Consider the following 25,974-nt stretch of genomic DNA (forward strand, 5'->3'; position numbering starts at 1 on the left):
GGAGCGGCTCTAAGTTTCCGCTCGGCGGGACCCCTCGGGGCCTTCGGCCTCGGGCCTCGACAGGGGGATCATGCGCGACATGTCCGACATGCCCGAGCGGATCCCCGCGATGATCCGGGTCCGGGACGCGGCGCGCTCCGCGCGTTTCTACCGGGCCACCTTCCGCCTCGACACCGCCGACCGGCCCGGCTTCGAAACCTTCACCCCGATCGATCTCGCGCATGCCGCGTCCGGTCTCGCGTCGGAGCTGACGGCCAACACGGGCCACGACGGCGCCTGCGACCTGGGCATGGGGGCCGCCCGGAGCACGGCGCGCTCCTGCTTCATCGACGACCCGGACGAGCACAAGATCGAGGTGCTCGCCCGCGGTTGGCGCTTCGCCTGATGACCCGCGACGGCCCGCCATCGGCCGCCGCGGCACCGGCACGACCGACACCGACAGGGGAGGACGGGATGAGGATGCAGGAGACGGGCGCGCACCTGTCCCGCCGCGGGTTCCTGGGCGCCGCCGGCTCGACGCTGCTCGCGGTCGCGGTCATGCCGGACGGCAGCGTGACCGGGCGGGCCTGGGCGCAGATGCCGAAGGCGACGAAGCCCGAGACCTTCGCCTCCCTCGTGCAGATGTCGCGCGACTGCTACCCGCACGACCGCGTCGCCGACAGGTACTACGCCGCCGCGGTGCAGATCCTCGACGACGCGGCGCGGACCGCTCCAGGAGAACTGACGCTCCTCGAGGACGGGATGGCCGCGCTCAACCGGACGGCCGTCGAGATCCACCGCCTGCCCTACGCCAAGGTTCCGCAGGACACGGACCGGGCGGCCCTCCTCGAGACCATCGAGCCGACCCCGTTCTTCCAGAAGGTGCGGGCCAACCTCATCGTCGGTCTCTACAACCAGAAGGAGCTGTGGCCGATCTTCGGCTACGAGGGCGCCTCCTTCGACAAGGGCGGCTACCTGGAGCGCGGATTCGACGACATCGACTGGCTCTGACGGCGGCCCGGCGCCCGCGCCGGCGGCCGCGCGCGACACGCATTCACCGCTCGGTCCGACCATCCCGCGCGAAGACGGGACGGGGCCGATCCGCGGCAGGAGGAAACCATGTCAGCTCCCTACGACCTCAGCGACGGCTCCGTCTTCGTCATCGTCGGCTCGGGCGCCGGCGGCGGGACCCTCGGGACCCAGCTCGCGCTCAAGGGCATCGACACCGTCATCCTCGAGGCGGGCGACCGGCACGAGACCTTCGACTTCGTCAACGACGAGTGGGATTCGTTCGCCCAGCTCGCCTGGAAGGACAAGCGGCACGCCACCGGGCCGTGGCCGATCGCCAAGACGTTCCCCAACCTGCCGGCCTGGATCGTGAAGGCCGTCGGCGGCTCGACCGTGCACTGGGCGGGCGCGTCGCTGCGCTTCCAGGAGCACGAGTTCAGGACGCGCACGCATTACGGCGCCGTGAAGGGGGCCAACCTCCTCGACTGGCCCGTCAACCTCCCGGAGATGGACCCCTGGTACGCCATGGCCGAGAACCGGATGGGCGTCACGCGCACCAACGGCATCCCGGGCCTGCCGGGCAACAACAACTTCAAGGTGCTCGAGGCCGGCGCCCGCAAGATCGGCTACACGGAGGTGCATACCGGCCGGATGGCCATCAACTCCGAGCCGCGCGACGACCGCGCCGCGTGCATGCAGCTCGGCTTCTGCTTCCAGGGGTGCAAGTCGGGCGCCAAGTGGTCGACGCTCATCGCGGAGATCCCGAAGGGCGAGGCCACGGGCCGGCTCGAGGTCCGTTCGGGCTGCCAGGTCCTGCGGATCGAGCACGATCCCGGCGGCAAGGTCACCGGCGCGGTCTACGCCGACAAGGACGGCGTCGAGCACCGGCAGAGAGCGCGGGCCGTCGCCGTGGCCGGCAACTCCATCGAGAGCCCGAGACTCCTCCTCAATTCGCACTCGGCGAAGTTCCCCGACGGTCTGGCCAACGCGTCGGGGCAGGTCGGGCGCAACTACATGCGCCACACGACCGGTTCGGTCTACGCCATCTTCGAGAAGCCGGTCCACATGTACCGCGGCACCACGATGGCCGGCATCGTGCGCGACGAGGCCCGGCACGATCCGAGCCGCGGCTTCGTCGGCGGCTACGAGCTCGAGACGCTCTCCCTGGGCCTGCCCTTCATGGCGGCGTTCCTCGACCCGCAGACGTGGGGCCGCGACTTCGCCGGCGCCCTCGACAAGTACCGGAACATGGCGGGCCTCTGGATCGTGGGCGAGGACATGCCCTGTTCCGACAACCGCATCACCCTGTCGGACGACACGGATGCCTACGGGATGCCGGTCGCGTCGGTCCATTTCGCCGACCATCCCAACGACGAGGCGATGCGCGAGCACGCCTACAGGCAGGGCAGCGCCCTCTACGAGGCCGTCGGCGCGGTCCGCACCATCCGCACCCCGCCCTATCCGTCGACGCACAACCTCGGCACGAACCGCATGAGCGAGAAGCCCCGGGACGGCGTCGTCAACCGCTTCGGCCAAGCCCACGATGTCGAGAACCTGTTCGTCTCGGACGGCTCCCAGTTCACGACCGGCGCCGCGGAGAATCCGACCCTCACCATCGTCGCGCTGGCCCTGCGGCAGGCGGACCACATCGCCAAGCGGATGAGTCGCGGCGAGATCTGAGCGCGGATCCGGCGCCCGCATCCGGCCGGCGCAGGCGATCTCCGCGATCTCCGCGATCTCCGCGACCATCGCGATCGCGCTTCCCGCGCGGGTCCGCGGAAAGCTCGGCTCCCGCCCCCGGCGTCAGTGGAGGTGAAACTCGCTGCCGACGGCCCGCAATTCCGCGGGCCTGATCAGGCGGCTGTGGGCCACCTTCACCGAATGCAGCGGCCCATCGAGGGCGCCCTGCCAGAAGGCCAGGAAGCGCTTCAGCTCCGGGAAGACGGGGAAGAGATCGTGCTGCTGCCAGATGAAGGTCTGGAGCAGGTGGGGATGGTCGGGCAGGTGATACAGGATCTCGGCTGTCGTCAGGCTGTAGCCTTCCAGCTGACGACGGAAGGCGGTCGAAACGCTCATGGCGGCCCCTCCTGCGCGCATCGTGAGAGTGACCCACGACGAAGCAAGAAAGTTGCCGGCTGAGCTGTTAACAAACGCCGAATCGCCCGCGATCTCAGTCGGTTAGCACTCAGAGCGGACGATGGCTGCCAGAGCGGTTCGGGGTCGCGCGCACGCGCGCGCTGCACCGAGGTCGGGCCGCGCAGGACGGGCTCGGCGACGCTCGGTTCCAGCGCCCGGACCGCGAGCCGGCCTCTCCGTCGCCGGATCTGATCCTGTTCAGGACCCAAGCGTCTCCAATATTGCGCGTCTTCGAGCAATGAAAATAAATATTACTGCAGTCGAGGCATCGCTCGTGAAGCGTCTGCCGCGCCGATGTCATTCCTCCACCGTCGCGTGGGCGGCGAGGAAATCGACGAAGCTTCGGATGCGCAGCGCCAAGCGCGCGTGGCCGACATAGAGGACGTGGACGTCCTCGGCATCGCCGGGGTTGAACGCCTCCAGCACCGGCACGAGCCGACCGGCCGCGAGATCGGCCGCCACATGGAACCGGGCGAGGCGGGCGATCCCGGCGCCGCCGAGCGCCATCAGGCGCACCACCTCGCCGGAATTGCCGTAGAAATTCCCCTGGATCGGCCGCTGGTTGAGACCGGCTCCGACGCGGAACGGCCAGGTATCGAGGGAGCGGCGGAAGCTGAAGTTGAGGCAATTGTGCGCCGCGAGGCCGTCGGGATGCTCCGGGACACCTTCCCGCGCGAGATAGGCGGGGGCGGCGACCACGATCATCCGGCTGCGCCCGAGGCGTCGGGCCCGCAGGCGGGTGTCGCGGAGTGGGCCGATCCGGATCGCGACGTCCGCCTGCGTGGCGGGCAGGTCGATCACCTCGTCGGTCAGGGCGAGATCCAGGCTCATCCGCGGGTGCTGCGCGAGAAAGCGCGGCAGGACCGGCAGGACGACGTGGGTCCCGTACGGGACCGAGGCGTTCACCCGGAGCCGCCCGCTCGGCTCGGCGGCGGTCTGGGTGAGGCCCCGCTCCATCGCGTCGAGTTCCGCCATCAGCTCGGCGGCCCGCTCGCGATAGGCCTCGCCTTCCGGGGTCAGGGTCAGGGATCGGGTCGTGCGCCGGAGCAGCGCGACCCCGAGGCGCGCCTCGAGGCGGGCGACGGCCCGGCTCACGGCGGAGGGGGTTTGCCGCAGGGCCTTGGCGGCCGCCGCGAAGCTGCCGCACCGCGTCGCCTGGAGGAACGCCTCCATGTCCCCGAGCCGGTTGTCCATCGCGCCGCCACTCGTGCATCGAAGTCACGATCATCGTGCCGCGATGCCTGCTACTCAGCAATCCGGCGGCCGTCCATCTCCTCGGGACCGACACGGCAACGAGGACGAACCGTCATGGATCTTCAGCTCACGGGACGAAGCGCCCTGGTCACCGGCTCGACCGCCGGGATCGGTCTCGCCGTGGCCAAACGGCTGGCCGCGGAGGGCGCGGAGGTCATCATCGCGGGGCGCCAGCAGGCCAAGCTCGACGCGGCCGCGGCCGCGGTCGCCGCCGCGGGCCGCGCGCGCGCGATCCTGGCCGATCCCGCCACGGCCGAGGGCGCTGCCGCGCTCGTGCGCGCGGCCCCCGCGGTCGACATCCTGGTCAACAATCTCGGGATCTACGAGGCCAAGGCCTTCCCGGACATCGCCGACGACGACTGGCACCGCCTGTTCGCGGTCAACGTCGTGTCGGGGGCCCGGCTCGCGCAGGCCTATCTCCCGGGGATGCAGGCGCGCGGCTGGGGGCGCGTCCTGTTCGTCTCGAGCGAGTCCGGGATCGTGCCGCCGCCCGACATGATCCACTACGCCGTGACCAAATCGGCCCAGCTGACGATCGCCCGCGGACTCGCGCAGCTCACCAAGGGCAGCGGCGTCACCGTGAACACGGTGCTGCCCGGGCCCACGCGCTCCGACGGGATCGGCGATTTCCTGAAGAGTGTCGCCTCCGATCCCGACCTGTCGCCCGAGGCGATGGAGGCGGAGTTCTTCCGGCTCCATCGGCCGCTGTCGCTGATCCAGCGCCTGATCGAGCCGGACGAGGTCGCCGCCATGATCGCCTACCTGGCGAGTCCCCTCGCCGCCGCGACCAACGGCGCCGCGCTCCGGGTCGAGGGCGGGATCGTTCCGACCGTCGCCTGACCGCCGAGGCCCGCGACGCGGAGACGGGCGCGCGGCACGGGACGGATACCGGCGCGGGGAGCGGGCGGCACGAAGGGTGGGCGATCGATCCCCGGCCTCTCCCCGACCTCTCCCCGGCCTCTTCCCGGCCTATCCCCGGCCGGTCCGCGGCTCTTCCCCGGCCAACCGTCCCGGCCCGATCGCGTTCCGGTCGAGCCTGAGCAGGAGCGTCACCGGGAGGAGACCGATCATCACGATGAGCACGGCGGCGACGGCGCCGTCCTCGTACGTGCCGCGCGCCGCCTCGCCGTAGAGATGCGTGCTCAACGTCTCGACGTTGAGGGGACGCAGGAGCAGCGTCACCGGCAGTTCCTTGGCGATGTCGACGAAGGCGAGGAGGCCGCCGCTCAGCACCGCGGGCCAGGCCAGCGGCAGCTGCACGGTGACCAGCGTGGCGAGCCGACCCCGCCCGAGCACCCGCGCGGCGTCGGGGATGGTGCGCGGGATCCGCGCGAAGCCGGCCTCGCTGGCGCCCACCGTGACGGTCAGGAAGCGCAGGGCGTAGGCGATGACGAGGGCGGCGCCGGTCCCGAGCCCCACCCGTGCGGTCGTCAGGCCGGCCTCGAACAACCCGGCCTCGACCAGCGCCAGAGGACCCAGGAGCCCGACCGCCAGCACGGTCCCGGGCATGGCGTAGCCGATCCCGGCCGCGCCGATGAGCAGGCGCCCGGCCCGGGCGCTCAGCAGGGAGGGAACGGCCGCCACCGCCAGGCCCGCCAGCACCGTCACCGCCGTGGCGAGGCCGGCGTAGTAGACCGTGTTGAGGGCCTGGGCGGCGAGCGCGTCGGGCAAGCCGCTCGCGTCGATCCGGCGCCACGCCTCGAGGCCGAGAGAGCCCGCCGGCACCAGGAATCCGATCGCGACGGGGGCCGTGCCCAGGGCCAGGGCCGCCCCGGCCCGCCAGCCGTCCAGCCGGCGGCGCGCGCCGGCCGTGTGGCGACGGGCGCCCCCGGCATAGCCGCGGCCGGCCCGCGCGAGCCGTTCGAGGCCGACGACCGCGACCACCGCGGCCAGCATCACCAGCGCGATCTGCGCGGCGCCGGGCAGGTCCGAGCGGTTCACCCAGGTGGCGTAGACCTGCACCGTCAGCGTGCGCACCCCCAGGAACTCGGCCGCGCCGACATCGTTGAGCGCCTCCATCAGGGCGAGGCCGGTGCCAAGGGCGATCGCCGGCCGCGCGAGCGGGAGGGCGATCCGCAGGAAGCTGCGCCACGGCCCGGCCCCGAGCGCGCGCGCGGCTTCCAGCAGCGAGCCGGCCTGCATCAGGAACAGCGCGCGGGTCGGCAGATAGACGTAAGGGTAGAGCACGAAGCCGAGCAGCAGGCTGCAGCCCGGCAGCGAGCGCAGGTCCGGCAGGGCGAGATCGCGCGGGCTCGACAGGCCGAGCAGGCCCCGCAGCCCGACCTGGAACGGCCCGAGCGGGTGCAGCAGGTCGAGATAGGCGTAGGCGACCACGTAGGTCGGCATCGCCAGCGGCAGCAGCAGGGCGGCCTCGAGGAGGCGCCGACCGGGGAAGTCGAACGCCGCGACCAGCCACGCCGTCGCGGTCCCGAGCCCGATCACCAGCAGGCCGACGCCCGCGAGCAGCAGGGCGGTGTCGCGGATCGCCTGCGGCAGCACGTAGGCGGCGAGGTGCGGCCACAGCTCGCCGCCGCCCTCGGACGCCGTGAAGCCCAGGGAGATCACGGGCGCGAGCAGCAGCGCCGCCAGGGCGACCGCCCCCGCCCAGCCCAGAGAGCGGGTCACCGACATCCGGCCCGGCTCGAACTCAGTTGTCGAAGCCGACCTTGTCGACGAGCAGGCTCGCCGCCTTGCGGTTGCGGGCGATCTCGACGAGCGGCGTCGGATCGACGCTCAGCGGACCGAGTTCCGCGAGCAGCGGCTCGATCGGGGCGCCGGCCTTCACCGGATACTCGTAGTCGACCTTGGCGTAGAGCGCCTGCGCGGCGTCGGAGACGAGGTACTCGAGGAGCTTGACCGCCTGGTCGCGGTTCGGCGCGTTCTTGGCGACGACCGCCCCCGACACGTTCACGTGCGTGCCCCCGCCCTCGAAGGTCGGCAGCACGACCTTGATGGCCGCGCCCCATTTCTGCTGGTCCGCCCCGCCGCGACCCGAGCGCATCAGTCCGACATAGTAGGAATTGCCGAGGCCCACCTCGCAGAGGTCGGCCGCGATGTCGCGGGCCACGTCCCGGTCGCCGCCCGTCGCCTTGCGGGCGAGGTTGTCCTTCACGCCCCGCAGCCACGCCTCCGTCTTCTCCGCGCCGTGGCGGACGAGGAAGGCGGCGATCAGGGCGGTGTTGTAGGGATGCTGGCCCGAGCGCAGGCACACCTTGCCCTTCCAGCGCGGGTCGGCGAGCGATTCGTAGGTCGCGGCCGCGAGATCGTTCAGGCCCGTGTCGGCGTAGAGCACGCGCGCGCGCATCGAGAGGGCGAACCAGCGCCCGTCGGCGCCGCGCAGGGGCGCCGGCACGGCCGCTTCGAGCACGGGCGAGCGCACCGGCTGGGTCAGGTCGCGGTCGACGAGTTCGATCAGGTTGCCGATATCGACCGTCATGAGGACGTCGGCGGACGAGCGCGCGCCCTCCGCGGCGACCCGCTCGGCCAGCCCCTTCTCCACGAAGACCGTGTTCACGGTGACGCCGCTCTGCGCCGTGTAGGCGTCGAGCAGCGGCCGGATCAGGCCCGGCTCGCGGGTGGTGTAGAGGTTGACCTCGGCCGCGTAGGCCGGTCCGCCGAAGCAGAGAGACAGGCACAGGCTCGCCCAGGCTCCGGTTCTGCAGACGTCCAACATGATAAACCCCGTTCGTCGAGCGACGACCGGTGCTATACAGTAAGAATGCGCCCTGCAAGGCGGATTTATTTAGATGTATTCTAATTACAATCTGACAACACTTGGACTCCGTCCGGCAGCGGGAAGACGTGGGCGCGCCCGGGCAGCAGCTCGATGCCGACCTGCTCGCCCGGGACGGCCTCCGGCGGGAGGTCGAGGCGCAGCGGCGCGCCGAGGCCCGCGACCGCGATGTCCAGGCGCAGGCGCGGCCCCGCGAAGGCCCGGCCCAGGATCCTGGCCGGCACCCCGGCGCCCGCCGGCCCGAGGCGGATCGCCTCCGGGCGCAGGCAGACCTTGACCGCGCCCTCCGGCACGGCGTCGGGCCGGGGCAGCGTGCCGAGGGGTGTCGCGACGTGGCCGTCGACGGCGCGGCCCGGAATCTCGATGATCTCGCCGAGCGCCCGGGCGGCGAACGGCGTCGCCGGCGCGGCGTACAGCGCCTCGGCGCTGCCGCTCTGGACGATCCGACCCCGGTGCATCAGGACGATGCGGTCCGCGCAGGCGACCGCCTCGGCCGCGTCGTGCGTGACGAGGATCGCGCCGATGCCGTCCCGCCGCAGGACCGCCAGGGTGTCGGCGCGGACACGCTCGCGGGTGCCGGCATCGAGGTTCGAGAACGGCTCGTCGAGGAGCAGCACCCGCGGACGCGGGGCCAGGGCCCTGGCGAGCGCCACCCGCTGCGCCTCTCCGCCCGACAGCGTGCCCGGATAGCTGTCGGCGCGGTGTGCCAGCCCGACCTGATCGAGGCGCTCGCGGGCGATGTCCCGCGCGTCCGCGCCGCGGAGATGGGCGAGGCCGAAGCGGACATTGGCCAGCACGGTGAGGTGGGGAAACAGCGCGTAGTCCTGGAACATCAGGCCCACGCCGCGGCTCGCGGGCGGCGCGTTGCGGCCGCGCCCGGCGACGCGGCGATCGCCGAAGGCGATCTCGCCCCCGTCCGGCGCGTCCAGGCCGGCGATGAGCCGCAGCAGCGTGCTCTTCCCGCAGCCGGAGGCGCCGAGCACCGCCAGGATCTCACCCGGACCGAGCGTCAGCGACACGTTGTCCAGCGCCAGCGTCCGGCCGTAGCGTCGGCTCACGCCCGACACCGCGAGTTGCCCCGCGGCGGGACCTGAACCGGCGCCGGGCGACGCGTCGGTCGGAGAAGTCTTGCGGCGTCGAAACACGGGCAGGAGATCCGGCGGGCGACGGGCCCTCGATCGAGAACGGGTGGAGTCACCGTTCTCATCCGGCCCTCCGGCACGGCGCGGCCCGCCGGGCGGTGCGGCTCCAGGGTGTCGTTGGTTGGGCCGCCCCGGTACCTGACGTCCGGCTGTCTCGGCCCCGGTCTCCCGCAGCGAGTCCGGGGACGTATGACGGCTTGCCGGTGGGTCGTGCCTGGAAGTCCTGCCCGCGAGACTTGCCGCGGGGGCGTGTCCTCCCGGCTGCGCGGCCAAACCGTATCGGTCGGCTCAGCACGCGACACGGCAGACGGTGCACGGCGCAATCGGTCATCGACGCGCCGGGAGCCGCTCTTGCTGAAGGACCGCGTTGTCCGGTCGATCGCGGCTCGGTGCCGACAGGTCAGGCGCGCGGAACTTCCGCGCTGTCGCGACATGTCCGCGCTCTGCATTCATCAAATCAATCGAATTTGAAAGGTCACGGCAGCACTATTGAATTGGTTTGCTGCCATACTCCTCGCGTGCGGTGGGAGACATCATGCGCGTGTGGCTGGTGGCAGGTGTGGCGTTCTCTACACTTGTGGGTAGCATCGACACCGTCGAGGCGCGCGGGCGCGGGCGTCTGTTCTTCGGGCGGTCGTCGACGGCGCAGCGACCCGCGTTGCCTCCGTCTGTCGCCGCGACCGACACGGCCCCGAGCGGCCGTGCCGGCTACCGTCCCATCATCGCGATCGCGCCGGCCCCCATCGCTGCGGCCGTTCCTGCGGCGGCCGCGGCAGCGGTGGCGAACACGCCGGCCGAAGCGCGCGAGCCGGAGCTTCGGCCACAGCCCACCCTCCTCCGCCCGCCGCCCGAAACGCCGCGTGTCCAAGCGGTGCGCGCCGTCGCCCCGAGTTGCGAGACCGGGAGACGCGTCGGCGGCGTCGACAGGGCGGAAGCCGGCTTCTGCCTGATCAACTAGATCGGGGATGCTGGCCGCCGCCCGATCGGGGCGGCGCAGCACGACGCGACGGTGGGGCCATCGCGCCGGCGACCCGGCAGCATACGGAGGTCGGCTGTGCCGCGCTGCGGCCGAACGTTGCGTAGCGCCGCGTGGCGGATCGGCCCGCACGCGGGTGCGCGGCGCGTCGCTCTAGGACCCCGCCGGTCGATCCCTCAGCGGACAGGCTCCCGGTCTGGCCGGGGATTACTGCGCGCGTCCCGGCCCGTCTCTCAAGCCGAGCCGCAGAGCCCGCGCGAACAGGTCGCTGAGCGTGATCCAGTCAGCACCGTCGATCCGCCAGCGCGCGCAGTCGTCATCCGGCTCGACCGTGTACCCGCGGCACCGAAGCACGGCGACCGCGTCGAGCACCGGGTCATCCCCTTCGCCCAGGTGGGCATCCTCTCGGTCATGGGCGTGGGTCAAGGCTGACGCTCATCATATCCGCGAGTTGAAAGAGGAGGTCGCCCACGACACCGATCGGCAGCAGGACGCAGAACTCACTGTCGTCGGGCGACCGCAATCGGATCGCCAGTGTGCCGCCGCCGTCGATGACCTCGACCGAGCGCACCGCCGCAGCGCCCAGCACGTAGGGGACCGCGCTGTCCGAGACCGTCATCCTCGGAGGCCGATCACGCGATTTCCATCTCGAGCGCGACGTCGGCCAGATAGGCCGCGATGCGCGCGCTCGCCCGGGTGTCCGACGCTTCGATGATGAGGCCGGCGCCGCCGGGCAGGACGTCGTAGCGCCGGAGAACGGATTCGGCCTTGAGCGCCGCCTCGCGCTCCGAGGTCGCGCGCAGGACGCGCCGATCGCCCTCGATGCGGATCAGGATGCGGAAGGGAGCGCGCTTCATGCTGGGACCGCCTCGGCCATCTGACCCGCGCCGTCGCGGCTCGATGGGTCAGTTACGGCGAGGCTGGCAAAACCGTTCCGCGACGGAGCGGGGGGAGAGTGAGGGGGACGTCGACCGCTTCGTGGAAGCCCGAGTGACGTTCAGGACGCCCGAGATCGGTCGGTATCTCGAACGGCATCCGTTTCACGCAGCCCTGACATTGGTCAGAAGCCGAACAGGGACGCGGTATGGGCGCAGGCGACTAACCTCTGAGGCACGTGCTCATGAACGCCTTGCGCTCGGCGCCCCTGAGGCTCTTGGCCGAGGCATCCGCATTGCAGCTCTTCATCTTCATCTGCTGCGGCGTCAGCTCCTTGGCCGGCGCGGCGCTCTTTCCCGCGAGGCAATCTGCCATGAAGCTCTTGCGGGCGGCGCCCGACAGCCGTTGCGTCCCAGCATCCACGTTGCAGGATTTCATCCGATCCCGCTGCGCGGTCTGAGCCGCCGAGGGTGCGGGGGCCTGCGCTCGGACGGACACCGTGCAGGCGAAGACGAGGGCCGAGGCGAGAGCGAGCGTACGCACGGTGGAGGACCTCCGGTGATGCGGAGAACCCTAGCGACCTGCGGTTGTACGAGCCAGCGTCAGTGCCGCGTCTGTCCCATCAATTCGCGGCGATGTCTCGCCACCGCCGTCGTCGAATGGTCACGAGGCTATGCCTTCGTTCGCCGAGCCCGATGTCTCCAGAGGTCCTGGTGCGCTCTGTCATCTGCGCCCTCGCTGGCATCACGCTCGTTCTCATCGCGCCGGTCGGCCGTGCCTTGGCCGAACCGGCCGCGGATCCGCTGGCGACGGCCGCGCGGGTCGCCGCGGAGGGCCTCGCCATCGGTTCACCCTCCGGCGCAGGCGGCGATCCGCAGACCTCGGTCGCTCAGCCCGTGTTCTCGGCCGGTCGCGCGGCGGAGGTCACGACCTCGTTCCAGCCCCTCCTCGGGGCGGCCGGCGATCCCGGCGGGTACCGCGCCTTCCTGGAGAGCCGCGGGATCACCTTCGGCCTGATCAGTGTGGCCGAGACCTACCGCAACCTGCGCGGCGGCCTGCGGCGCGGTTCCACGGGCCTGACGCTGCTCGATCTCGACGTCGATGTCGATCTCGACACGCTCGCCGGGTGGAAGGGGGCGACGGCCCACGCCACCGTCTACCAGATCCAGGGCAGCGGAGCCTCCCGCAGCCGCGTCGGCAACCTCATGACGATCAGCGAGATCGAGGCCCTGCCGGCTTCGCGGCTCTCGGAGCTGTGGCTGGAGCAGAGCCTGTTCGACGACAGGCTGTCCGTCCGTATCGGCCAGCTCTCCGCCGACACCGAGTACATGGTGAGCCAGACCAGCATCCTGTTCACCAACGGTACCTTCGGCTGGCCGGAGATCTTCGCAGCGAACATGGTGGACGGAGGGCCGGCCTATCCGCTCTCGGCGCCGACCGTCCGCCTGAAGTACGTCCCGACGCCCGATCTCTCGTTCCAGGCGAGCGTGATCGACGGCACACCCGGCGGCGGCCGTCCCCGCTCGGGCGTAGACCCGCAGCGCCGCAATCCGAACGGTATCCGCTTCCCCGTCTCCGGCCCCCCGCTCGTCATCGCCGAGGTCGCCTACGCCTACAACACCCGTCCGGGTTCCGAAGGCCGGCCGGGCACCGTCACGCTGGGCGGCTGGCACCGCTTCGGCCGCGTCGATGCCCTCACGCCGGATCCGGTGAGTGGCCTCGATCGGAGGGTTTCGGGCAATTCGGGCCTCTACGGGCTCATCGACCAGACGATCTACCACGAGCCGGACGATCCCAACGACGGCGCCAGCGTCTTCCTGCGTGCGTCCGTCTCGCCGGGGGACCGCAATCTGGTGGATCTCTACATCGACGGCGGCATCGCCTATCGCGGCCTGATCCCCGGACGGTCGGACGACACGCTGGGCCTCGCCGTCGGCATCACCCGCATCTCCCCGGCGGCACGCCGGCTCGATGCGATCGCCGCGCTCCAGAGCACGACACCCGCACCGCGCCGGAGCGCCGAGATCTTGTTCGAAGCGACCTATCAGGCCGTGCTCGCGCCCGGCATCGCCCTGCAGCCGACCGTGCAGTACATCGCCCATCCGGGTGGCGGGATCGCCAATCCGCGCGATCCTGACGGCAAGCGGGTGCGCGGCGCCGCGGTGTTCGGCCTGCGTGCCATCACCCGCTACTGAGGTGAACGCGGCCCGCTTGCGTGCCCCCGCGCGCGCCGAGCGCGTTGCGGTCTCGGGAGGAGCGCGGCGGTTCCGCGCGAGCTCACGTCCGCGGGTGCGGGACGTCGCGCGCGGGAAGCCGCCTGTGTGGCCGCGGTATCGGAACGCCCCGTCGGCTGACGGGTTTGTGAGCCGGCAGAAGGGGTCAGGTGAAGGTAGCGGTATGGCATCGATCCGGGAGATCGCGGACACGCTGAGGAGTATCGCCGCGCCGGGCATGAAGCCGAAGGCGATCCGTTCCGCCATCCGTGAGCGGCATCCGGAGGCGAGCAAGAAGGAGATCGTCCGCGCCGCGTTCTACGCCGTGACAGAAGGGCGGACCGCTACCGAGGGCGCGACCGCGGAGCTTCACGACTTCGCGCTGGCTGAGCGCATCGCCGAGGACAACGCGGACGTGGTCTTGAAAGCGAGCAAGCGCAAGAGGAAGAAGCGCTCGTCGGACGCATCGGACCGATCGCCGGCGCACTGAGCAGGGCGCGCATCGTCCGGTCTCTGCACGCTGGAGATCCGCTTCCGGGACACGTGCCGATACGCTCTGACGGCAGGGTCGGTGGGAGGCCGTCCGCATTCGCAGCGGTCCCGCTCCCCGGCGGCCACTCCGCTCTCGGCCAGCATCCGCCATCGCGCGACGCCCGCCTGAACGTCTCAGACGGATGGCTTCCGGCTGGTCGGCTTTCGAGCGACATGGGTTCGAGGCAGACGTCGTTGTCGTCTCCTCTCTCGCTGTTCGCGCGCGGGCCACCCTGCAAGGTGTCCCCCGACGAACGCGTCGCGCGCGCCTGCGGATGACGCGTCCAGACCGGCGGGACGGCCTACTTCAGGAGGCCGTTCGCCAAGCACCGGAAGGCCTCGGTGGCCCTGGCGAGGACGGCCGGCGGATCGTCGGACGCGGCGACCCAGAGCGCGGCGTTGAGCGCCGCGCCGTTGATCAGGCGCGCCGCGGCCTCGGCATCGACAGGCTTGACCGTCCCGGCCTCCACGAGGGCCTGGATCGTCTCGGTCGTCGTGCGCAGGCAGGCGGTCTGGCCCGGCCACCGCGACGGATCGCCCAGCACTGCCGGTCCGTCGAGGAGCACGATGCGCTGGATCTCCGGCTCGAGGGCCAACTCGATGTAGGCGACGCCCTCGTCGAGGAAGCCGAGCCAGGGCGTTGGCGCCCTCTCGCGCGCGACCCGCGCCTTAGCGACCATCTCGGCGTCGAGCTGCGCGATGACGGCCTGAAGCAGGCCCTTCTTGTCGCCGAAGTTGTGATAGAGCGCGCCGCGCGTCAGGCCGGCCGCTTCCGTCAGCTCATCCATCGACGCCGCTGCGTAGCCCTTCTCGGCAAAGGCTGCACGCGCCGCGCGGATCAGCCGCGCGCGGGTTTCCTCCATCTTCAGCGCGCGCCGTCCCGATGCCACAGGATGCCTCGATCCTTCACGTAAGCCCGCATGTGTTGACATACGCCGCGTATGTCACGATATTTCTACATACGCGGCGTATGTGAATGGTGCCGCGAGGTCGATGGAAGCCGTCGGCACCCTTCGCAGAGGACACGCGATATGTCGAAGCGCGATGCAGTCTTTCCGCCCGGACGGCAAGCCCTCTACGACAAGCACCGCTACTCGGCCGCGATCCGGTCCGGCGACCTGCTTTTCGTCTCCGGCCAAGTCGGCAGCCGCGAGGATGGCTCGCCTGAACCGGATTTCGGTGCGCAGGTTCGCCGTGCCTTCGACAGGCTGAACTCCGTTCTCGCGGCGGCCGGCTGCAGTTTCGACGACGTGGTGGACGTGACAACCTTCCACACCGACCCTGAAACGCAGTTCGACACAGTGATGGCGGTACGCGACGTAATGATCGGCGAACCGCCCTATCCGAACTGGACTGCCGTCGGCGTGACCTGGCTCGCGGGCTTCGACTTCGAGATCAAGGTCATCGCCCGTCTTCCGACCCCGGTCTGAGTCGGTGTTCGGCTCGGACAATGCCGGGAAGAATCGCCAAGCCGCTTGTTCCTCCACGGTCCCGATACCGGCATCATCGTCGATGAGACAGATTTAGACGATCGCTCCTGACCCTGTACGAATTTTGAACTTGGATCACCGCGTGGGGCCCATCACCCGGCGAGGAGCCCCGCCGATTGGACCACCACAACCGCGAGCATGCAGACCGCCGCCGCGGCCGCCGCGTACGACACAATTTTCGTGAATCCCTTCATGGATCTCCTCCTGACAAATCGGATCTTCGGGCGTCGACAGAGATCGCGGCGCGCGACCGCGCTCCGGGAAGGCAAGACGGCCCGGATCGCCGCGTCACACACCGTATCGGGGTGTCACGTCGTCAACGCTCCTCGGTGGCGAGCGTAAACAACGACAGGAAGATTCGGTTCACCTCGGATGCGCGCGTCCTGTCCTCGAGCGACAACTTGCCGCCCGCGACGCGGCACGTCCTGGAACTTCGCAGGCGATGGGTGAGCGGGACGCGCGGCCCGCGCCGGGGCGCACGGGGCGTCCATGACCGCCCCGGTGCCGACGCCCGTCGCGAGAGCGGCCCGAAGGCGCCCTCCCCTCACGGTCCCGCTCCGTAGCGCTCCGATGTGTCGGGCGGTCACCGACCGCGTCGTCGCGGGGCGCGACCGGATGCCCGACCGTCTCTGGGCCACGCGGACCTTGCCGGTCAGCGACGCCACTGGCCGACGCGTCGCCGCACCACCATCCTGATCCTGCGGTGCGTGGCTCGCATCTGGGTCGTCCCTGCCGATCGGTTCACGCCGCCTCACGGGCGCGCGGGTTACGGTCCGCCGCTGGAAGCGCGTCGGCGAGGTCCTGAGCAGGCCCGGTCGCCACCCTTCGTGCGGCTGATCGCACGCCTCGCGTCTCTGTCCAGTGGCGTCCGAGCGCGCCCGAGACGCGTGGCCGATCAGTGGCCACCCAATGCGCTGGTGCCGGGCCTTCCGACGCGACCGCTTACAAAAATCAGCGCCCCCGGGTCCGCTCCTGAGAAAACTCAGCGCGGCCCCGGCGGTGTCCGACGGCGCGGGACTTACAAAAATCAGCGCAAGTGGACGCGCTTGCCGCGGTTTGGAAGGTCGCCAAGCGCCCTCACCCGTCACCGACGGCGTGCGCCACGCTGACTTTTGCCAGCGGACGGTCGGCGAGCGCTGATTTTTCGCACTCGCGCCGCCGCGACCGGCGCCAACGGCGGTCGCAGCCGTGCCGGGACGCCGTCGCGGCTCGACTGCTGGGCGGCCGTAGGTCGCCGACGCTGAGTTTTGTAAAGAATCCCGGCCGGCGCGCTGAGATTTGGAAACCCGATGATTGCGCCCGGTCGGCGACTCGCGACTGATAGCCTCCAAATTGCCCTGTGCTCGGCACGAGGAGAGCGAGACCGGCATGAACGCGGCAGAGACCCGCCAGCTGAGCCTGTGGGAGCAGAGCCTGCGGCGCCCCGAGGCCGGAGCCGACCGGCCGACGACCGGGCTCGGCCCCGCGCTCGACGGCCGCATGGATGTGTCGTTCCTCCACAAGGGCTTCTGCATCGCGGGCCTGCCGCTGCGCCGGCCCAAGAACACGATGGAGCCGTGGAACCGGCGCGACGGTCGCTTCTCGCTGACCGTCGAGCCGGCCCGGTTCGTCCTGCCCAACGGGCGCCAGATCGAGGTGGGCGTCCCGTTCGGACCCAAGGCGCGCCTCCTCTCCATGTGGCTGGCCACGGAGGCCCGCGATCCGCGCCGGAGCGCCGGCGACCGCTGGATGGAGATGGGGCGGATCACCGAGTGGTTGAAGGCCGTCGGTTTGCCGGTCACGGGCGGCGAGCGGGGCTCGATCGGGCCGACCAAGGACCAGCTCGTCCGGCTGAGCTTCCCCATCTTCACGATGGTCCTGAACGGCGACGAGGGCGGCCACGTCTTCAAGCGCGAGAGCCTGATCGAGGGGGGCGCGTTCAAGGATGACGACCTCGAGGTCTGGGCCGCCGGGGGACACAGCGCCATGCGCTGGCCGGAAGCGCTGATGCTCAGCCAGAACGCCTACGACCGCTTCACGCGGCACTCGATCCCGGTGCCGACCGCCAGGCTGCGCCAGGTCGCCCACAACGCCATGGCGATCGATATCCTCGTGTACCTCTGCTACCGGCTGCCGCTGCTGTCGCGCGGCGATAGCGAACTGCTGACCTGGCGCGATCTGATGGCGCAGTTCGGATCCTCGGAATTCGCCTCCCGCTTCAAGCAGGCCTTCTCGGAATCGATCAAGCGCACCCTCGACGCGTACCCGGAAGCCAACGTCGCGATGACGGCCGAGGGTCTGGTGCTGCGGCACTCGGACCCGGCGGAGCTGCGGCGCGCCTTCGTCGCCGTCGCGGGGGGGCCGACCCGTCGCGCCCGTGCCGCGCCGCGGGCGCGCAAGGCGGCGCGGGTCCCGGATCAGACGGGCCCCTGCGAGAGCGCGGACCTGCTGACGCCGGCCGGTGCCGCGCGCGCCTGACGGCGGCCCACCCCCACCCCTCTAGACGGAGCAACCCGGCAAAAGAAAAGGCCCCCGAGACGTTCGCCCCGGAAGCCCTCTCTGTCGTCTGGACAACCTCAGAGAATCACTCCCGGACATCGCTGTCAACCACGCGACGCGGCCATCGCCTCGGCGGGCGCTGCTCTCTTGCCTCATCGCGGGCGAGGACCATGCATCCCGGACACGAACCCACGACGCCCTTCGGGCGGCGACCGCTCTCGCTCGGCATGATGGCCGCGCAGGCGGCGGCCAAGGCCTGCCCCGACGACGCGGTCGGGCACAAATGGCGCATCTTCCGCGACGTGACCGAGGCGAAGGATCACCTCGCCGTCTCGGACCGCGCCCTCGCGGTGCTGAGCGCGCTGCTCACGTTCCATCCCGAGACGGCGCTGTCGCCCGGCTCGCCGCTCGTAGTCTTCCCTTCGAACCGCGAATTGTCGCTGCGGTCGCACGGCCCGTCCCCGGCGACGCTGCGGCGCGCGCTGGCCCAGCTCGTCGCGGCCGGCCTGGTGATCCGGCGGGACAGCCCGAACGGCAAGCGCTACGCGCGCCGCGACGGCGCCGGCGCGATCGCGCGCGCCTTCGGGTTCGACCTGACGCCGCTCGTGGCGCGCGCGGGGGAACTCGCCACGCTCGCCCGGGCGGTACGGGCGGCCGCGCGCCGGCGCCTGCTCCTGCGCGAGGAGATCGCCCTGCACCGCCGCGACCTGTCGAAGATCCTCGCCCTGGCCGCCGAATCCGGATGGCCCGGGCCCTGGGCGGCGCTCGCGGATCGGTTCGCGGCCTGCGGCGGCATGCCGGGTCGGACCGCCGGCGAGCCCCACCTGCACGCCGCCGCCGAACCGCTGCGCGCGCTGCGCCGGGAGGTGGACAGGTGGCTGCCAAGTTTGGCGAATGCGCTGAAAATGGTCGGCACTGCGTCTCACGGTGAGCGCCACCATCGGAATTCAGATCCAGATCCTGCTGACGAATCTGAACGGTGCCCCCGGCGAAGCCCGGCCGGAGCCGCGCGATCCGACGTCGCTCCCGCGCCCGGCCAGCCGCGTCCCCTTCCCTCGCCGGTCCCCTCTTCCCTCCCCTCGCCCCTGCCTCTGCCGATGGTGCTCGAGGCCTGTCCCGACGTCGTGCTCTACGCCCGCGACGGTATCCGGAGCTGGTCCGATCTGGCCGGCGCGGCGGAGGTCGTTCGTCCGGCGCTGGGAATCGGCCCGGACGTTTGGGAGGCGGCCCTGGCCGCGATGGGGCGGGACCACGCGCTGGCGGCGCTGTCGGCGATCCTCCAGCGCGCCACGTCGATCGGCGCGCCCGGCGCCTATCTCCGCGACCTGACGCGGAAGGCGTGCTCCGGTCGGTTCTCGGCCTGGCCGATGCTCTTCGCCCTGTGGCGCCAGCGCCGTCGGACGTCAGCCGACGGCCCTAGCGGCCCGGACCGCGTCGCGGGAGTTGACCGCGGTCAACACGCTCGCCCGCTCGGAGGCGGGGCGGCGCGAGCGTCAACATTCTGTTAAGGTTGACTGTGATCTTGTCACGGTGCGGCGGCGTTTGCGGCCGCGAAAACCGTGACAGGAGTTCGGAACCGTGGCCAGCCCCGCGGCGCTCGCCGCCCTACCCTCTTCGGGGTCAACCTCCATGGCGATGCACGATCTGATCGCCGGCGACGCGCAGGCGCTGTCGGCCAAACTGCAGTCGCACCGGCAGCGGCTGTTCCCGCCCGAGGCGCGCAAGCAGCTGCGGCGATTCTCGTCCGGCGAGGCCGCCAAGCTGATCGGGGTCGACGACGGCTACCTGCGGCGCCTCTCGCTCGACGGCAAGGGGCCCGCCCCCGAGATCGGGCCGTCCGGGCGGCGATCCTACTCGAGCGCCGACATCCAGGCGCTGCGCGGCATGCTGGACGAAGGGGCCAAGACTGGCCGGCGGTACCGGAAGGAGCGGCGGGCCGAGGAGCATCTCCAGATCATCGCGGTGGTGAATTTCAAGGGCGGCTCGGGCAAGACCACCACAGCGGCCCATCTCGCGCAGCACATGGCGCTGCAGGGCTACCGCGTCCTCGCCGTCGACCTCGACCCGCAGGCGAGCCTGTCGGCCCTGTACGGGATCCAGCCCGAATTCGACGTGCGGGACAACGAGACCCTCTACGCCGCGATCCGGTACGACGCGGCGCGCCGTCCCCTAACCGACGTCATCCAGAAGACCTACTTCCCAGGGCTCGACCTCGTTCCGGGCAATCTCGAGCTGATGGAGTTCGAGCACGAGACACCGCGCGCCCTCCTCCAGCGGAGCAGCGACGGCGATTCGCTGTTCTTCACGCGCTTCGCCCAGGCCCTGGCGCCGGTCGCCGACCGCTACGACGTGGTCGTGGTCGATTGCCCGCCGCAACTCGGCTACCTGACGCTCTCGGCCCTGTGCGCGGCGACCAGCGTGCTCGTCACCGTGCACCCGCAGATGCTCGACGTGATGTCGATGTGCCAGTTCCTGCTGATGACCTCCGAGATGCTCGGAGTCGTCGCCAAGGCCGGCGGCGACATGAACTACGACTGGATGCGCTACCTCGTCACGCGCTACGAGCCGACCGACGGCCCGCAGACCCAGATGGTCGCGTTCATGCGGACCCTGTTCGGGGAGCGCGTGCTCACCAACGCGATGCTGAAGAGCACGGCGGTCTCGGATGCCGGCATCACCAAGCAGACCCTGTTCGAGGTCAGTCGCGACCAGTTCACGCGGGCGACCTACGACCGCGCGATGGAGAGCCTGGACGCGGTCAACGGCGAGATCGAGGCGCTGATCCGCACGGCATGGGGACGCTGATCCGATGGCCCGCAAGAACCTCCTCGCCGGCCTGCTCGATCCGGCCGACCAGACCGAGTTGACCGCGGTCAACTCGCCCCGCGACGACGCGGCGGCCGGGCGATCGGAGCGGGGCCCCGCCCCGGCCGTTCCCAGCTTCACCGGCCGCGGCGCGGTCGGCGCGATGAGCCGGTCCCTGGAGCGCCTGACCTCCGAGGTCGTCTCGGCGCGCGCCGCGGAGGACCAGCTCAGGTCCGGCAGCGTCGCGGTCGATCTCGATCCGGGCCTCGTCGACCCGTCGCCGGCCCCCGACCGGCTGCCGGTGATCGACGGCCCCGGCGAGGACGCCTTCGTCGCCGTCATCCGGGCGCAGGGGCAGCAGACCCCGATCCTGGTGCGGCCCCATCCCACCGTCAGCGGGCGCTATCAGGTCGCGTTCGGCCACCGGCGGCTGCGGGCCGCGGCCGCGCTGGGGCGGCCGGTCCGCGCGCTGGTGCGGACGCTCACGGATGCCGAACTCGTCGTCGCCCAGGGTCAGGAGAACAACGCGCGGGCCGATCTCAGCTTCATCGAGCGGGCCGCCTTCGCCCTGACGCTGGAGCGGCTCGGGCACGGGCGCGACGTGATCATGGCCGCCCTGCTCGTCGACAAGACCGAGCTGTCGCGCCTGATCGCGGCGCGGCGCGCCCTGCCCGATTCCGTGATCGCCGCCATCGGTCCCGCCCCGAAGGCGGGTCGCCGCCGGTGGATGAGCCTCGCGGATCGCCTCGCCAGCCCGGAGATGCGGGCGCGGGTCGATGAGATCGTCGCCGCGGACGCCTTCGCGACCCTGTCCTCCGACCAGCGGTTCGTGCGCGTGTACGCGGCCGTGGCGCCGGTCCCCGTCCCGGCACCGCCGGTGGTCCGCGCGGGGCCGGAGGCGGGGCTGGCGGAGGACGGGCGCCGCTTGGCGCGCGTCGAGCGGACCCCGACGACCGTGGGCCTGATCATCGACGAGACGCTCCATCCCGCCTTCGGCGACTTCCTCGTCGCGCGTCTCCCGGAGCTGTTCGCGGCCTACGAGCGCGAGCAGGCGCGCGGCCCGGAGCGATCCGGGCTCTGAGGTCGCGCCGCGCGGGCCTCGCGCCGCCGGGGCGCACCGGTCGCGAGGCCGCCGGTCCCCGAGATCCGCCGCGCGCGATCCGCCCGCACGGGGGAGGGGGCGCCGGCGCGCTGCGTGAGGCCCCGGCTACCTGCAGGCCTCGGCCCGCTTGTCGATCAGGCCGCGCAGCCCGGAGAGGCCGATCTCCTCCGTGATGGCCTCGTGCCATCGGTCCAGCAGGCGGATGCTGAAGCGTCGACCGGCCAGAATGTCTTTCAATACGTCCCCATTCAGCGTGATCACTCCGGCGTCCTGCATCTGCGTTGTGGGAAACATCGCGTTTGAAACAGGTCCGTCGTCGATCCGATACTGATAATTGAAGATGGAATTCTTCGGTAGGCCGGTGATCTCGATGCGGTCGCCGACGATCTGGATGCGCGACCGCGCCTTCGGCGCCAGAACGCAGGCGGCGTCGCCGCTCGACGGGGCCGCCGATTTCCTGAGCACCCAGTCGCCCTCGCCGGCGACCGTCTGTCCGGCCTCCTGAGCGTGGCCCAGGCCCGCGGCAAGGCAGAGCGCGACGGCGCAGATTGTGACCCTCATGAACGACATCCCCGCTTCACCCGCCGGCCCGGCCCTGGGACCAACATCGTTCGCGCGGCGGCGCCGTCGATCTGAGACACATTCGCCCGGTCACCGGCAGGCGCGCGCCGGCGGATCCGCGATCGGGTCCGCCCTGCCTCTGCGACTCCTCCGGGGCCCTCGGCGGCCCTACGGCGTCACGCCGGCCGACCGGAGCCGCGCCGCGAGGCGCGGATACACGCGCAGCGCGTTCCCGGCGTAGATCTTGGCCCGGTCCGCGTCCGGGATCGCCGCGGCCTCGACGTAGCGCTTGGTGTCGTCGTAGGCGTGGCCGGTCTCGGGATCGACCCCGTTCACCGCGCCGACCATCTCGGAGGCGAACAGCACGTTCTCGCGCGGGACGACCTTGAGCAGCAGGTCGATGCCGGGCTGATGGTAGACGCAGGTGTCGAAGAAGACGTTGCGCATCAGCTCGGACAGCGGCGGCCGCTTCATGTCCTGGGCCAGCCCCCGGTAGCGCCCCCAGTGATAGGGCACGGCACCGCCGCCGTGCGGGATGATCAGGCGCAGCGTCGGGAAGTCCTTGAACAGGTCCGAGGTCACGAACTGCATGAAGGCGGTGGTGTCGCCGTTGATGTAGTGCGCCCCGGTCGCGTGGAAGTTGGGATTGGCCGAGGCGCTGACATGCACCATGCCGGGCACGTCGAGCTCGACCATCTTCTCCCAGAGCGGGTACCAGAACCGGTCGGAGAGCGGCGGATCGGTCCAGTAGCCCCCGGACGGGTCCGGGTTGACATTGCAGCCGACGAAGCCGAGTTCCTTGACGCAGCGCTCGAGCTCGGCCGTGCAGTTCTTGGGCGAGACACCCGGCGATTGCGGCAGCTGGCAGACGCCGACGAAGTTCTGCGGCATCAGGCTCGTCACCCGGTGGATCATGTCGTTCGACACGATCGACCAGTCGAGGCTGGTGCGGGCCGTGCCGATATGGTGGCCCATCCCGCCGGCCCGCGGCGAGAACAGCGCCAGGGAGATGCCGCGCTCCGACTGGAGCTTGAGCTGCCGCCCGCTCACGCTGGCGCGCACCGCGTCGTCGCTGACTTGCAGGTCCGACGGCTTGGGGGACTGGCCCGGGTCGTTGAGCGCGCCGATCTGGCGCTTGCGCCAGTCCAGCATGGCGGCCGGCTCGGTGGTGTAGTGCCCGTGGCAATCGATCACCAGACCCGTGTAGCGCGACGGCTCGGCCCGCGCGGCGCCGGCCGTCAGCGCCGCCGCCCCCAGCCCCGCGAGGCGGCCCAGGAAGCCGCGCCGGGGCAGGCAGCACGCGCAGCCCGCGCCGGCGACCGGCGTGGCCGGATCGGCCGCCGCGATCATCGCGCGCCGCCCTCCGGCAGGGCGGCGCGCTTGCGCAGCACCATGTCGCCCCGGAACAGGAACTTCTGCGCCCGCTTCCCGGTGTCGACCTCGGTGGTGAAGACGTTGCCCTTGGAGTCGATGGCGAGGTTGTGGACCCAGTGGAAGTCGCCGGCCATCCGGCCGTTGCGGCCGAAGCGGCCGAGGATCTCGCCGGTGTCGCGGCTCAGGGTGCGAACCTCGTTGTTGGCCCCGTCGGCGTTGAGCAGGTAGGTCTGGCGCTCGTCCGGCCACAGGGCGAGTTCCCAGACCGAGCCGTTGGCCCGGGTGTTCTTCTCGACGAACATCTCCTTCACGAAGGTGCCGTCCTTCCGGAACACCTGGATCCGGTCGTTGGTCCGGTCACACACGTAGACGAGGCCGTCGCGGGCGACCTGCACGCAGTGCACCGGGTTGGCGAATTGCTGGGACGGGGCCGCCGCCGGATCGTAGGGGCCGAGCTTGTCGTCGGTCGGCGGCTTGCCGTAGGCGCCCCACATCCGCTTGAACGCGCCGGTCTCCGCGTCGAACACGATGACGCGGTGGTTGTAGTAGCCGTCGGCCACGTAGAGCTCGTTTGTCTCCGGATCGACCATCATGCCGGCCGGCTTGCCGAGGCGGCTCGTGTCCCGGCTGTCGGTCTGCGGCCCCTGCTTGCCGATCTGCAGCACGAACTTGCCGTCCGGGGTGAACTTCAGGATCTGGCCGTCGGTGTCGCCGTTGCCGGCGAGCCAGACGAAGCCCTTGTGGTCGACGTGGATGCCGTGCTCGTTCTGGGGCCACTGATAGCCCTCGCCCGGGCCGCCCCAGGACTTCACCAGGCGCCCGGCCTGGTCGAAGACGAGGACCGGCGGCGCCGGCTTGCAGCAGCGGGTGCGGGGCGGATCGAGGCTCGCGGCCTTCTCGTCGTCGGTGAGGGTGCGCGGCCGCTGGATCACCCAGACATTGTCCTGCGCGTCGACCGCGACGCCCGCCGCCTGACCCATGATCCAGTCGTTCGGCAGGCGCTGCGGCCAGGCCGGATCGACCTCGAAGCGCAGCGGCTCCTCGGCGCCGGCCGGAACGGCGAATGTCAGCACTGTCAGCGAGGCCGCAGCCGTCAGCCGACGCAGCACGCGTCGCAGCATCTCGGTTTCCTCTCCCGGTTTTTACTCAATTCGTGCCGCCATGAGAGGCTGAAAGGCCGCCCTCGTCCAGCATCGCGCAGCATATCCGGGTAACATCCCGGGACGCTTGCGCCCGGATGTTCCTGTTGGCGCGGTCCCGGACGCCGCCGGGTCGCGCCGAGATGCGCGCCGAGATGCGCGCCGAGATGCGCCTTGGGCGGCCCGAGGCTGTATCCTTCCCGCGCCGACGGCGAACAGGGACGGTACGTCCCGCATCGACGAGTCCGGATGGAGGCGCCCCCATGATGACGCGCAGAACGCTGACCCGCACCCTTGCCGCCGGCGCGGCCGCCGCGCTGCTGCCCGGACCGGCCACCGCCCAGGACCTGCCGCGGGCGCGCAACGTCGTGCTGGTCCACGGGCTGTTCGCCGACGGGTCGTGCTGGTCCGAGGTGATCCCGCATCTGCAGGCGGCCGGCCTCTCCGTCACTTCCGTGCAGAACCCGCTGACCACCCTCGCGGAAGCGGTGGCCTCGGCGCAGCGCGTGCTGGCCCGCCAGGAGGGACCGACCGTCCTCGTCGGCCACTCGTTCTCCGGCATGATCGTGACCGAAGCCGGGATCGACCCGAAGGTCTCGGCGCTGGTCTACGTGGCGGCGCGGGCGCCGGACGCGAACGAGGATTACGCGGCGCTGGCGAAGGCCTACCCGACCCCGCCCGCCTCGGCCGGCATCGTGTTCGACGGCGACGAGGGGCGCCTGAGCGAGGCGGCGTTCCTGCGGGATTTCGCGGGCGACCTGCCGGTGGAGAAGGCGCGGGTGCTGTTCGCGGTCCGGCAGCCGTTCCGCAAGGCCCTGCTGACGGGACGGACCACCCAGGCCGCCTGGCGCTCGAAGCCGAGCTTCTACGCGGTGTCGACCGAGGATCGGACCATCGACCCGGACCTCGAACGGTTCATGGCCAAGCGCATGAACGCGCGGACCGTCGAGCTCCGGGCGAGCCACCTGTCCCTGATCTCGCGCGCTCCGGATATCGCGGACCTCATCCTCGAGGCGGCCGGCCAGCCCCGCCGTCGGCGCTGACCGGACGCGGCTCGCTTGCGGGCGCTCGTCCCTCCCTTCCCGGGGTTCCCGGTCCGGGGTTCCCGTGCCTGGCCGGGCGGCGGGGAGGGGGCTGGGCTGCGTGCGGCGAAGGTCCCGGGATGTCCGGACGCGGT

26 protein-coding genes are annotated in these 25,974 nt (G+C 71.2%); 13 read left to right on the forward strand and 13 right to left on the reverse strand.

Features of this window, described 5'->3' with window-relative positions:
• The first annotated feature begins 79 nt into the window (after positions 1-79).
• The 3 genes from ASG32_RS07545 (at position 80) to ASG32_RS07555 (ending at position 2,667) form a co-directional block, all read left to right on the forward strand.
• Positions 80-385, forward strand: a complete 306-nt coding sequence (locus tag ASG32_RS07545; RefSeq protein ID WP_056524132.1) for a hypothetical protein — start codon at positions 80-82, stop codon at positions 383-385.
• A gap of 68 nt (positions 386-453) precedes the next feature.
• Complete coding sequence (locus ASG32_RS07550; protein ID WP_056524135.1) at positions 454-990, forward strand: twin-arginine translocation pathway signal; 537 nt, start codon at positions 454-456, stop codon at positions 988-990.
• Between the two features lie 108 nt (positions 991-1,098).
• A complete protein-coding gene (locus ASG32_RS07555) occupies positions 1,099-2,667 on the forward strand; it encodes a GMC family oxidoreductase (RefSeq protein WP_056524138.1) in 1,569 nt (522 codons plus the stop codon).
• Between the two features lie 123 nt (positions 2,668-2,790).
• Here the strand turns inward: ASG32_RS07555 and ASG32_RS07560 are convergent, their stop codons facing one another.
• Entirely contained in the window at positions 2,791-3,063 is a 273-nt protein-coding gene (locus ASG32_RS07560) for an usg protein (RefSeq protein ID WP_020095930.1), read from the reverse strand.
• A 357-nt stretch (positions 3,064-3,420) separates the two neighbouring features.
• A complete protein-coding gene (locus tag ASG32_RS07565) occupies positions 3,421-4,317 on the reverse strand; it encodes a LysR family transcriptional regulator (protein ID WP_020095931.1) in 897 nt (298 codons plus the stop codon).
• A gap of 114 nt (positions 4,318-4,431) precedes the next feature.
• Here ASG32_RS07565 and ASG32_RS07570 point away from each other — a divergent pair, with 114 nt between their 5' ends.
• Positions 4,432-5,217 carry an SDR family oxidoreductase gene (locus tag ASG32_RS07570; RefSeq protein ID WP_020095932.1) on the forward strand — a complete coding sequence of 262 codons (786 nt, stop codon included), beginning with the start codon at positions 4,432-4,434 and terminating at the stop codon, positions 5,215-5,217.
• Positions 5,218-5,346: 129 nt separating this feature from the next.
• Here ASG32_RS07570 and ASG32_RS07575 read toward each other — a convergent pair whose 3' ends face one another.
• From ASG32_RS07575 to ASG32_RS07585, 3 genes are all read right to left on the reverse strand, one after another.
• Positions 5,347-7,008, reverse strand: a complete 1,662-nt coding sequence (locus ASG32_RS07575; RefSeq protein ID WP_056524141.1) for an iron ABC transporter permease — start codon at positions 7,006-7,008, stop codon at positions 5,347-5,349.
• A 16-nt stretch (positions 7,009-7,024) separates the two neighbouring features.
• Positions 7,025-8,050: an extracellular solute-binding protein gene (locus ASG32_RS07580; protein ID WP_020095934.1), complete on the reverse strand. Its 1,026-nt coding sequence runs from the start codon at positions 8,048-8,050 to the stop codon at positions 7,025-7,027.
• An 80-nt stretch (positions 8,051-8,130) separates the two neighbouring features.
• Positions 8,131-9,177: an ABC transporter ATP-binding protein gene (locus ASG32_RS07585; protein ID WP_082557783.1), complete on the reverse strand. Its 1,047-nt coding sequence runs from the start codon at positions 9,175-9,177 to the stop codon at positions 8,131-8,133.
• A 610-nt stretch (positions 9,178-9,787) separates the two neighbouring features.
• On the opposite strand from ASG32_RS07585, the gene ASG32_RS07590 reads away from it, so the two are divergent.
• Positions 9,788-10,210 (forward strand): hypothetical protein, encoded by a 423-nt coding sequence (locus tag ASG32_RS07590; protein ID WP_056524147.1) that lies wholly within the window; start codon positions 9,788-9,790, stop codon positions 10,208-10,210.
• A gap of 225 nt (positions 10,211-10,435) precedes the next feature.
• Here the strand turns inward: ASG32_RS07590 and ASG32_RS07595 are convergent, their stop codons facing one another.
• From ASG32_RS07595 to ASG32_RS07610, 4 genes are all read right to left on the reverse strand, one after another.
• Positions 10,436-10,654, reverse strand: a complete 219-nt coding sequence (locus tag ASG32_RS07595; protein ID WP_020095937.1) for a hypothetical protein — start codon at positions 10,652-10,654, stop codon at positions 10,436-10,438.
• On the reverse strand, positions 10,638-10,847 hold the full coding sequence (locus ASG32_RS07600) for a hypothetical protein (protein ID WP_056524150.1): 210 nt from the start codon (positions 10,845-10,847) through the stop codon (positions 10,638-10,640). Before ASG32_RS07600 ends, ASG32_RS07595 begins: the two co-directional genes overlap by 17 nt.
• 13 nt (positions 10,848-10,860) lie before the next feature.
• Entirely contained in the window at positions 10,861-11,085 is a 225-nt protein-coding gene (locus tag ASG32_RS07605) for a hypothetical protein (RefSeq protein WP_020095939.1), read from the reverse strand.
• A 241-nt stretch (positions 11,086-11,326) separates the two neighbouring features.
• The gene (locus ASG32_RS07610) at positions 11,327-11,647 is read right to left on the reverse strand and encodes a PsiF family protein (RefSeq protein ID WP_056524153.1); all 321 of its coding nucleotides are present in this window, start codon (positions 11,645-11,647) and stop codon (positions 11,327-11,329) included.
• A gap of 170 nt (positions 11,648-11,817) precedes the next feature.
• On the opposite strand from ASG32_RS07610, the gene ASG32_RS07615 reads away from it, so the two are divergent.
• Together ASG32_RS07615 and ASG32_RS07620 are read left to right on the forward strand one after the other, a co-directional pair.
• The gene (locus ASG32_RS07615) at positions 11,818-13,299 is read left to right on the forward strand and encodes a carbohydrate porin (RefSeq protein WP_348271886.1); all 1,482 of its coding nucleotides are present in this window, start codon (positions 11,818-11,820) and stop codon (positions 13,297-13,299) included.
• 202 nt (positions 13,300-13,501) lie between these two features.
• A complete protein-coding gene (locus ASG32_RS07620; protein ID WP_056524160.1) occupies positions 13,502-13,807 on the forward strand; it encodes a hypothetical protein in 306 nt (101 codons plus the stop codon).
• 343 nt (positions 13,808-14,150) lie between these two features.
• Here the strand turns inward: ASG32_RS07620 and ASG32_RS07625 are convergent, their stop codons facing one another.
• Positions 14,151-14,738, reverse strand: a complete 588-nt coding sequence (locus ASG32_RS07625; RefSeq protein WP_056524163.1) for a TetR/AcrR family transcriptional regulator — start codon at positions 14,736-14,738, stop codon at positions 14,151-14,153.
• Between the two features lie 141 nt (positions 14,739-14,879).
• Between ASG32_RS07625 and ASG32_RS07630 the strand changes: the two genes are divergently transcribed.
• The 5 genes from ASG32_RS07630 (at position 14,880) to repB (ending at position 21,702) form a co-directional block, all read left to right on the forward strand.
• Positions 14,880-15,278, forward strand: a complete 399-nt coding sequence (locus tag ASG32_RS07630) for a RidA family protein (protein ID WP_020096193.1) — start codon at positions 14,880-14,882, stop codon at positions 15,276-15,278.
• Between the two features lie 1,428 nt (positions 15,279-16,706).
• The gene (locus tag ASG32_RS07635; protein ID WP_056524166.1) at positions 16,707-17,795 is read left to right on the forward strand and encodes a replication protein RepA; all 1,089 of its coding nucleotides are present in this window, start codon (positions 16,707-16,709) and stop codon (positions 17,793-17,795) included.
• Positions 17,796-17,986: 191 nt separating this feature from the next.
• Positions 17,987-19,324, forward strand: coding sequence for a plasmid replication protein RepC (gene repC, locus ASG32_RS07640; RefSeq protein WP_082557784.1), 1,338 nt, complete (start codon positions 17,987-17,989; stop codon positions 19,322-19,324).
• A 121-nt stretch (positions 19,325-19,445) separates the two neighbouring features.
• A complete protein-coding gene (gene repA, locus ASG32_RS07645; protein WP_056524170.1) occupies positions 19,446-20,621 on the forward strand; it encodes a plasmid partitioning protein RepA in 1,176 nt (391 codons plus the stop codon).
• A gap of 4 nt (positions 20,622-20,625) precedes the next feature.
• A complete protein-coding gene (repB, locus tag ASG32_RS07650; RefSeq protein ID WP_056524173.1) occupies positions 20,626-21,702 on the forward strand; it encodes a plasmid partitioning protein RepB in 1,077 nt (358 codons plus the stop codon).
• Positions 21,703-21,828: 126 nt separating this feature from the next.
• On the opposite strand, the gene ASG32_RS07655 is transcribed toward repB, so the two are convergent.
• The 3 genes from ASG32_RS07655 to ASG32_RS07665 all read right to left on the reverse strand — a co-directional run bounded on the left by ASG32_RS07655 (position 21,829) and on the right by ASG32_RS07665 (position 24,779).
• A complete protein-coding gene (locus ASG32_RS07655) occupies positions 21,829-22,284 on the reverse strand; it encodes a hypothetical protein (RefSeq protein ID WP_157861915.1) in 456 nt (151 codons plus the stop codon).
• A gap of 168 nt (positions 22,285-22,452) precedes the next feature.
• Positions 22,453-23,481, reverse strand: a complete 1,029-nt coding sequence (locus ASG32_RS07660) for an amidohydrolase family protein (protein WP_056524304.1) — start codon at positions 23,479-23,481, stop codon at positions 22,453-22,455.
• A 149-nt stretch (positions 23,482-23,630) separates the two neighbouring features.
• Complete coding sequence (locus tag ASG32_RS07665) at positions 23,631-24,779, reverse strand: hypothetical protein (protein WP_056524178.1); 1,149 nt, start codon at positions 24,777-24,779, stop codon at positions 23,631-23,633.
• A gap of 281 nt (positions 24,780-25,060) precedes the next feature.
• On the opposite strand from ASG32_RS07665, the gene ASG32_RS07670 reads away from it, so the two are divergent.
• Positions 25,061-25,840 carry an alpha/beta hydrolase gene (locus ASG32_RS07670; protein ID WP_056524181.1) on the forward strand — a complete coding sequence of 260 codons (780 nt, stop codon included), beginning with the start codon at positions 25,061-25,063 and terminating at the stop codon, positions 25,838-25,840.
• The last annotated feature ends 134 nt before the right edge of the window (positions 25,841-25,974 follow it).

It is taken from the genome of Methylobacterium sp. Leaf361, from assembly GCF_001424445.1.
Taxonomy (GTDB): domain Bacteria; phylum Pseudomonadota; class Alphaproteobacteria; order Rhizobiales; family Beijerinckiaceae; genus Methylobacterium.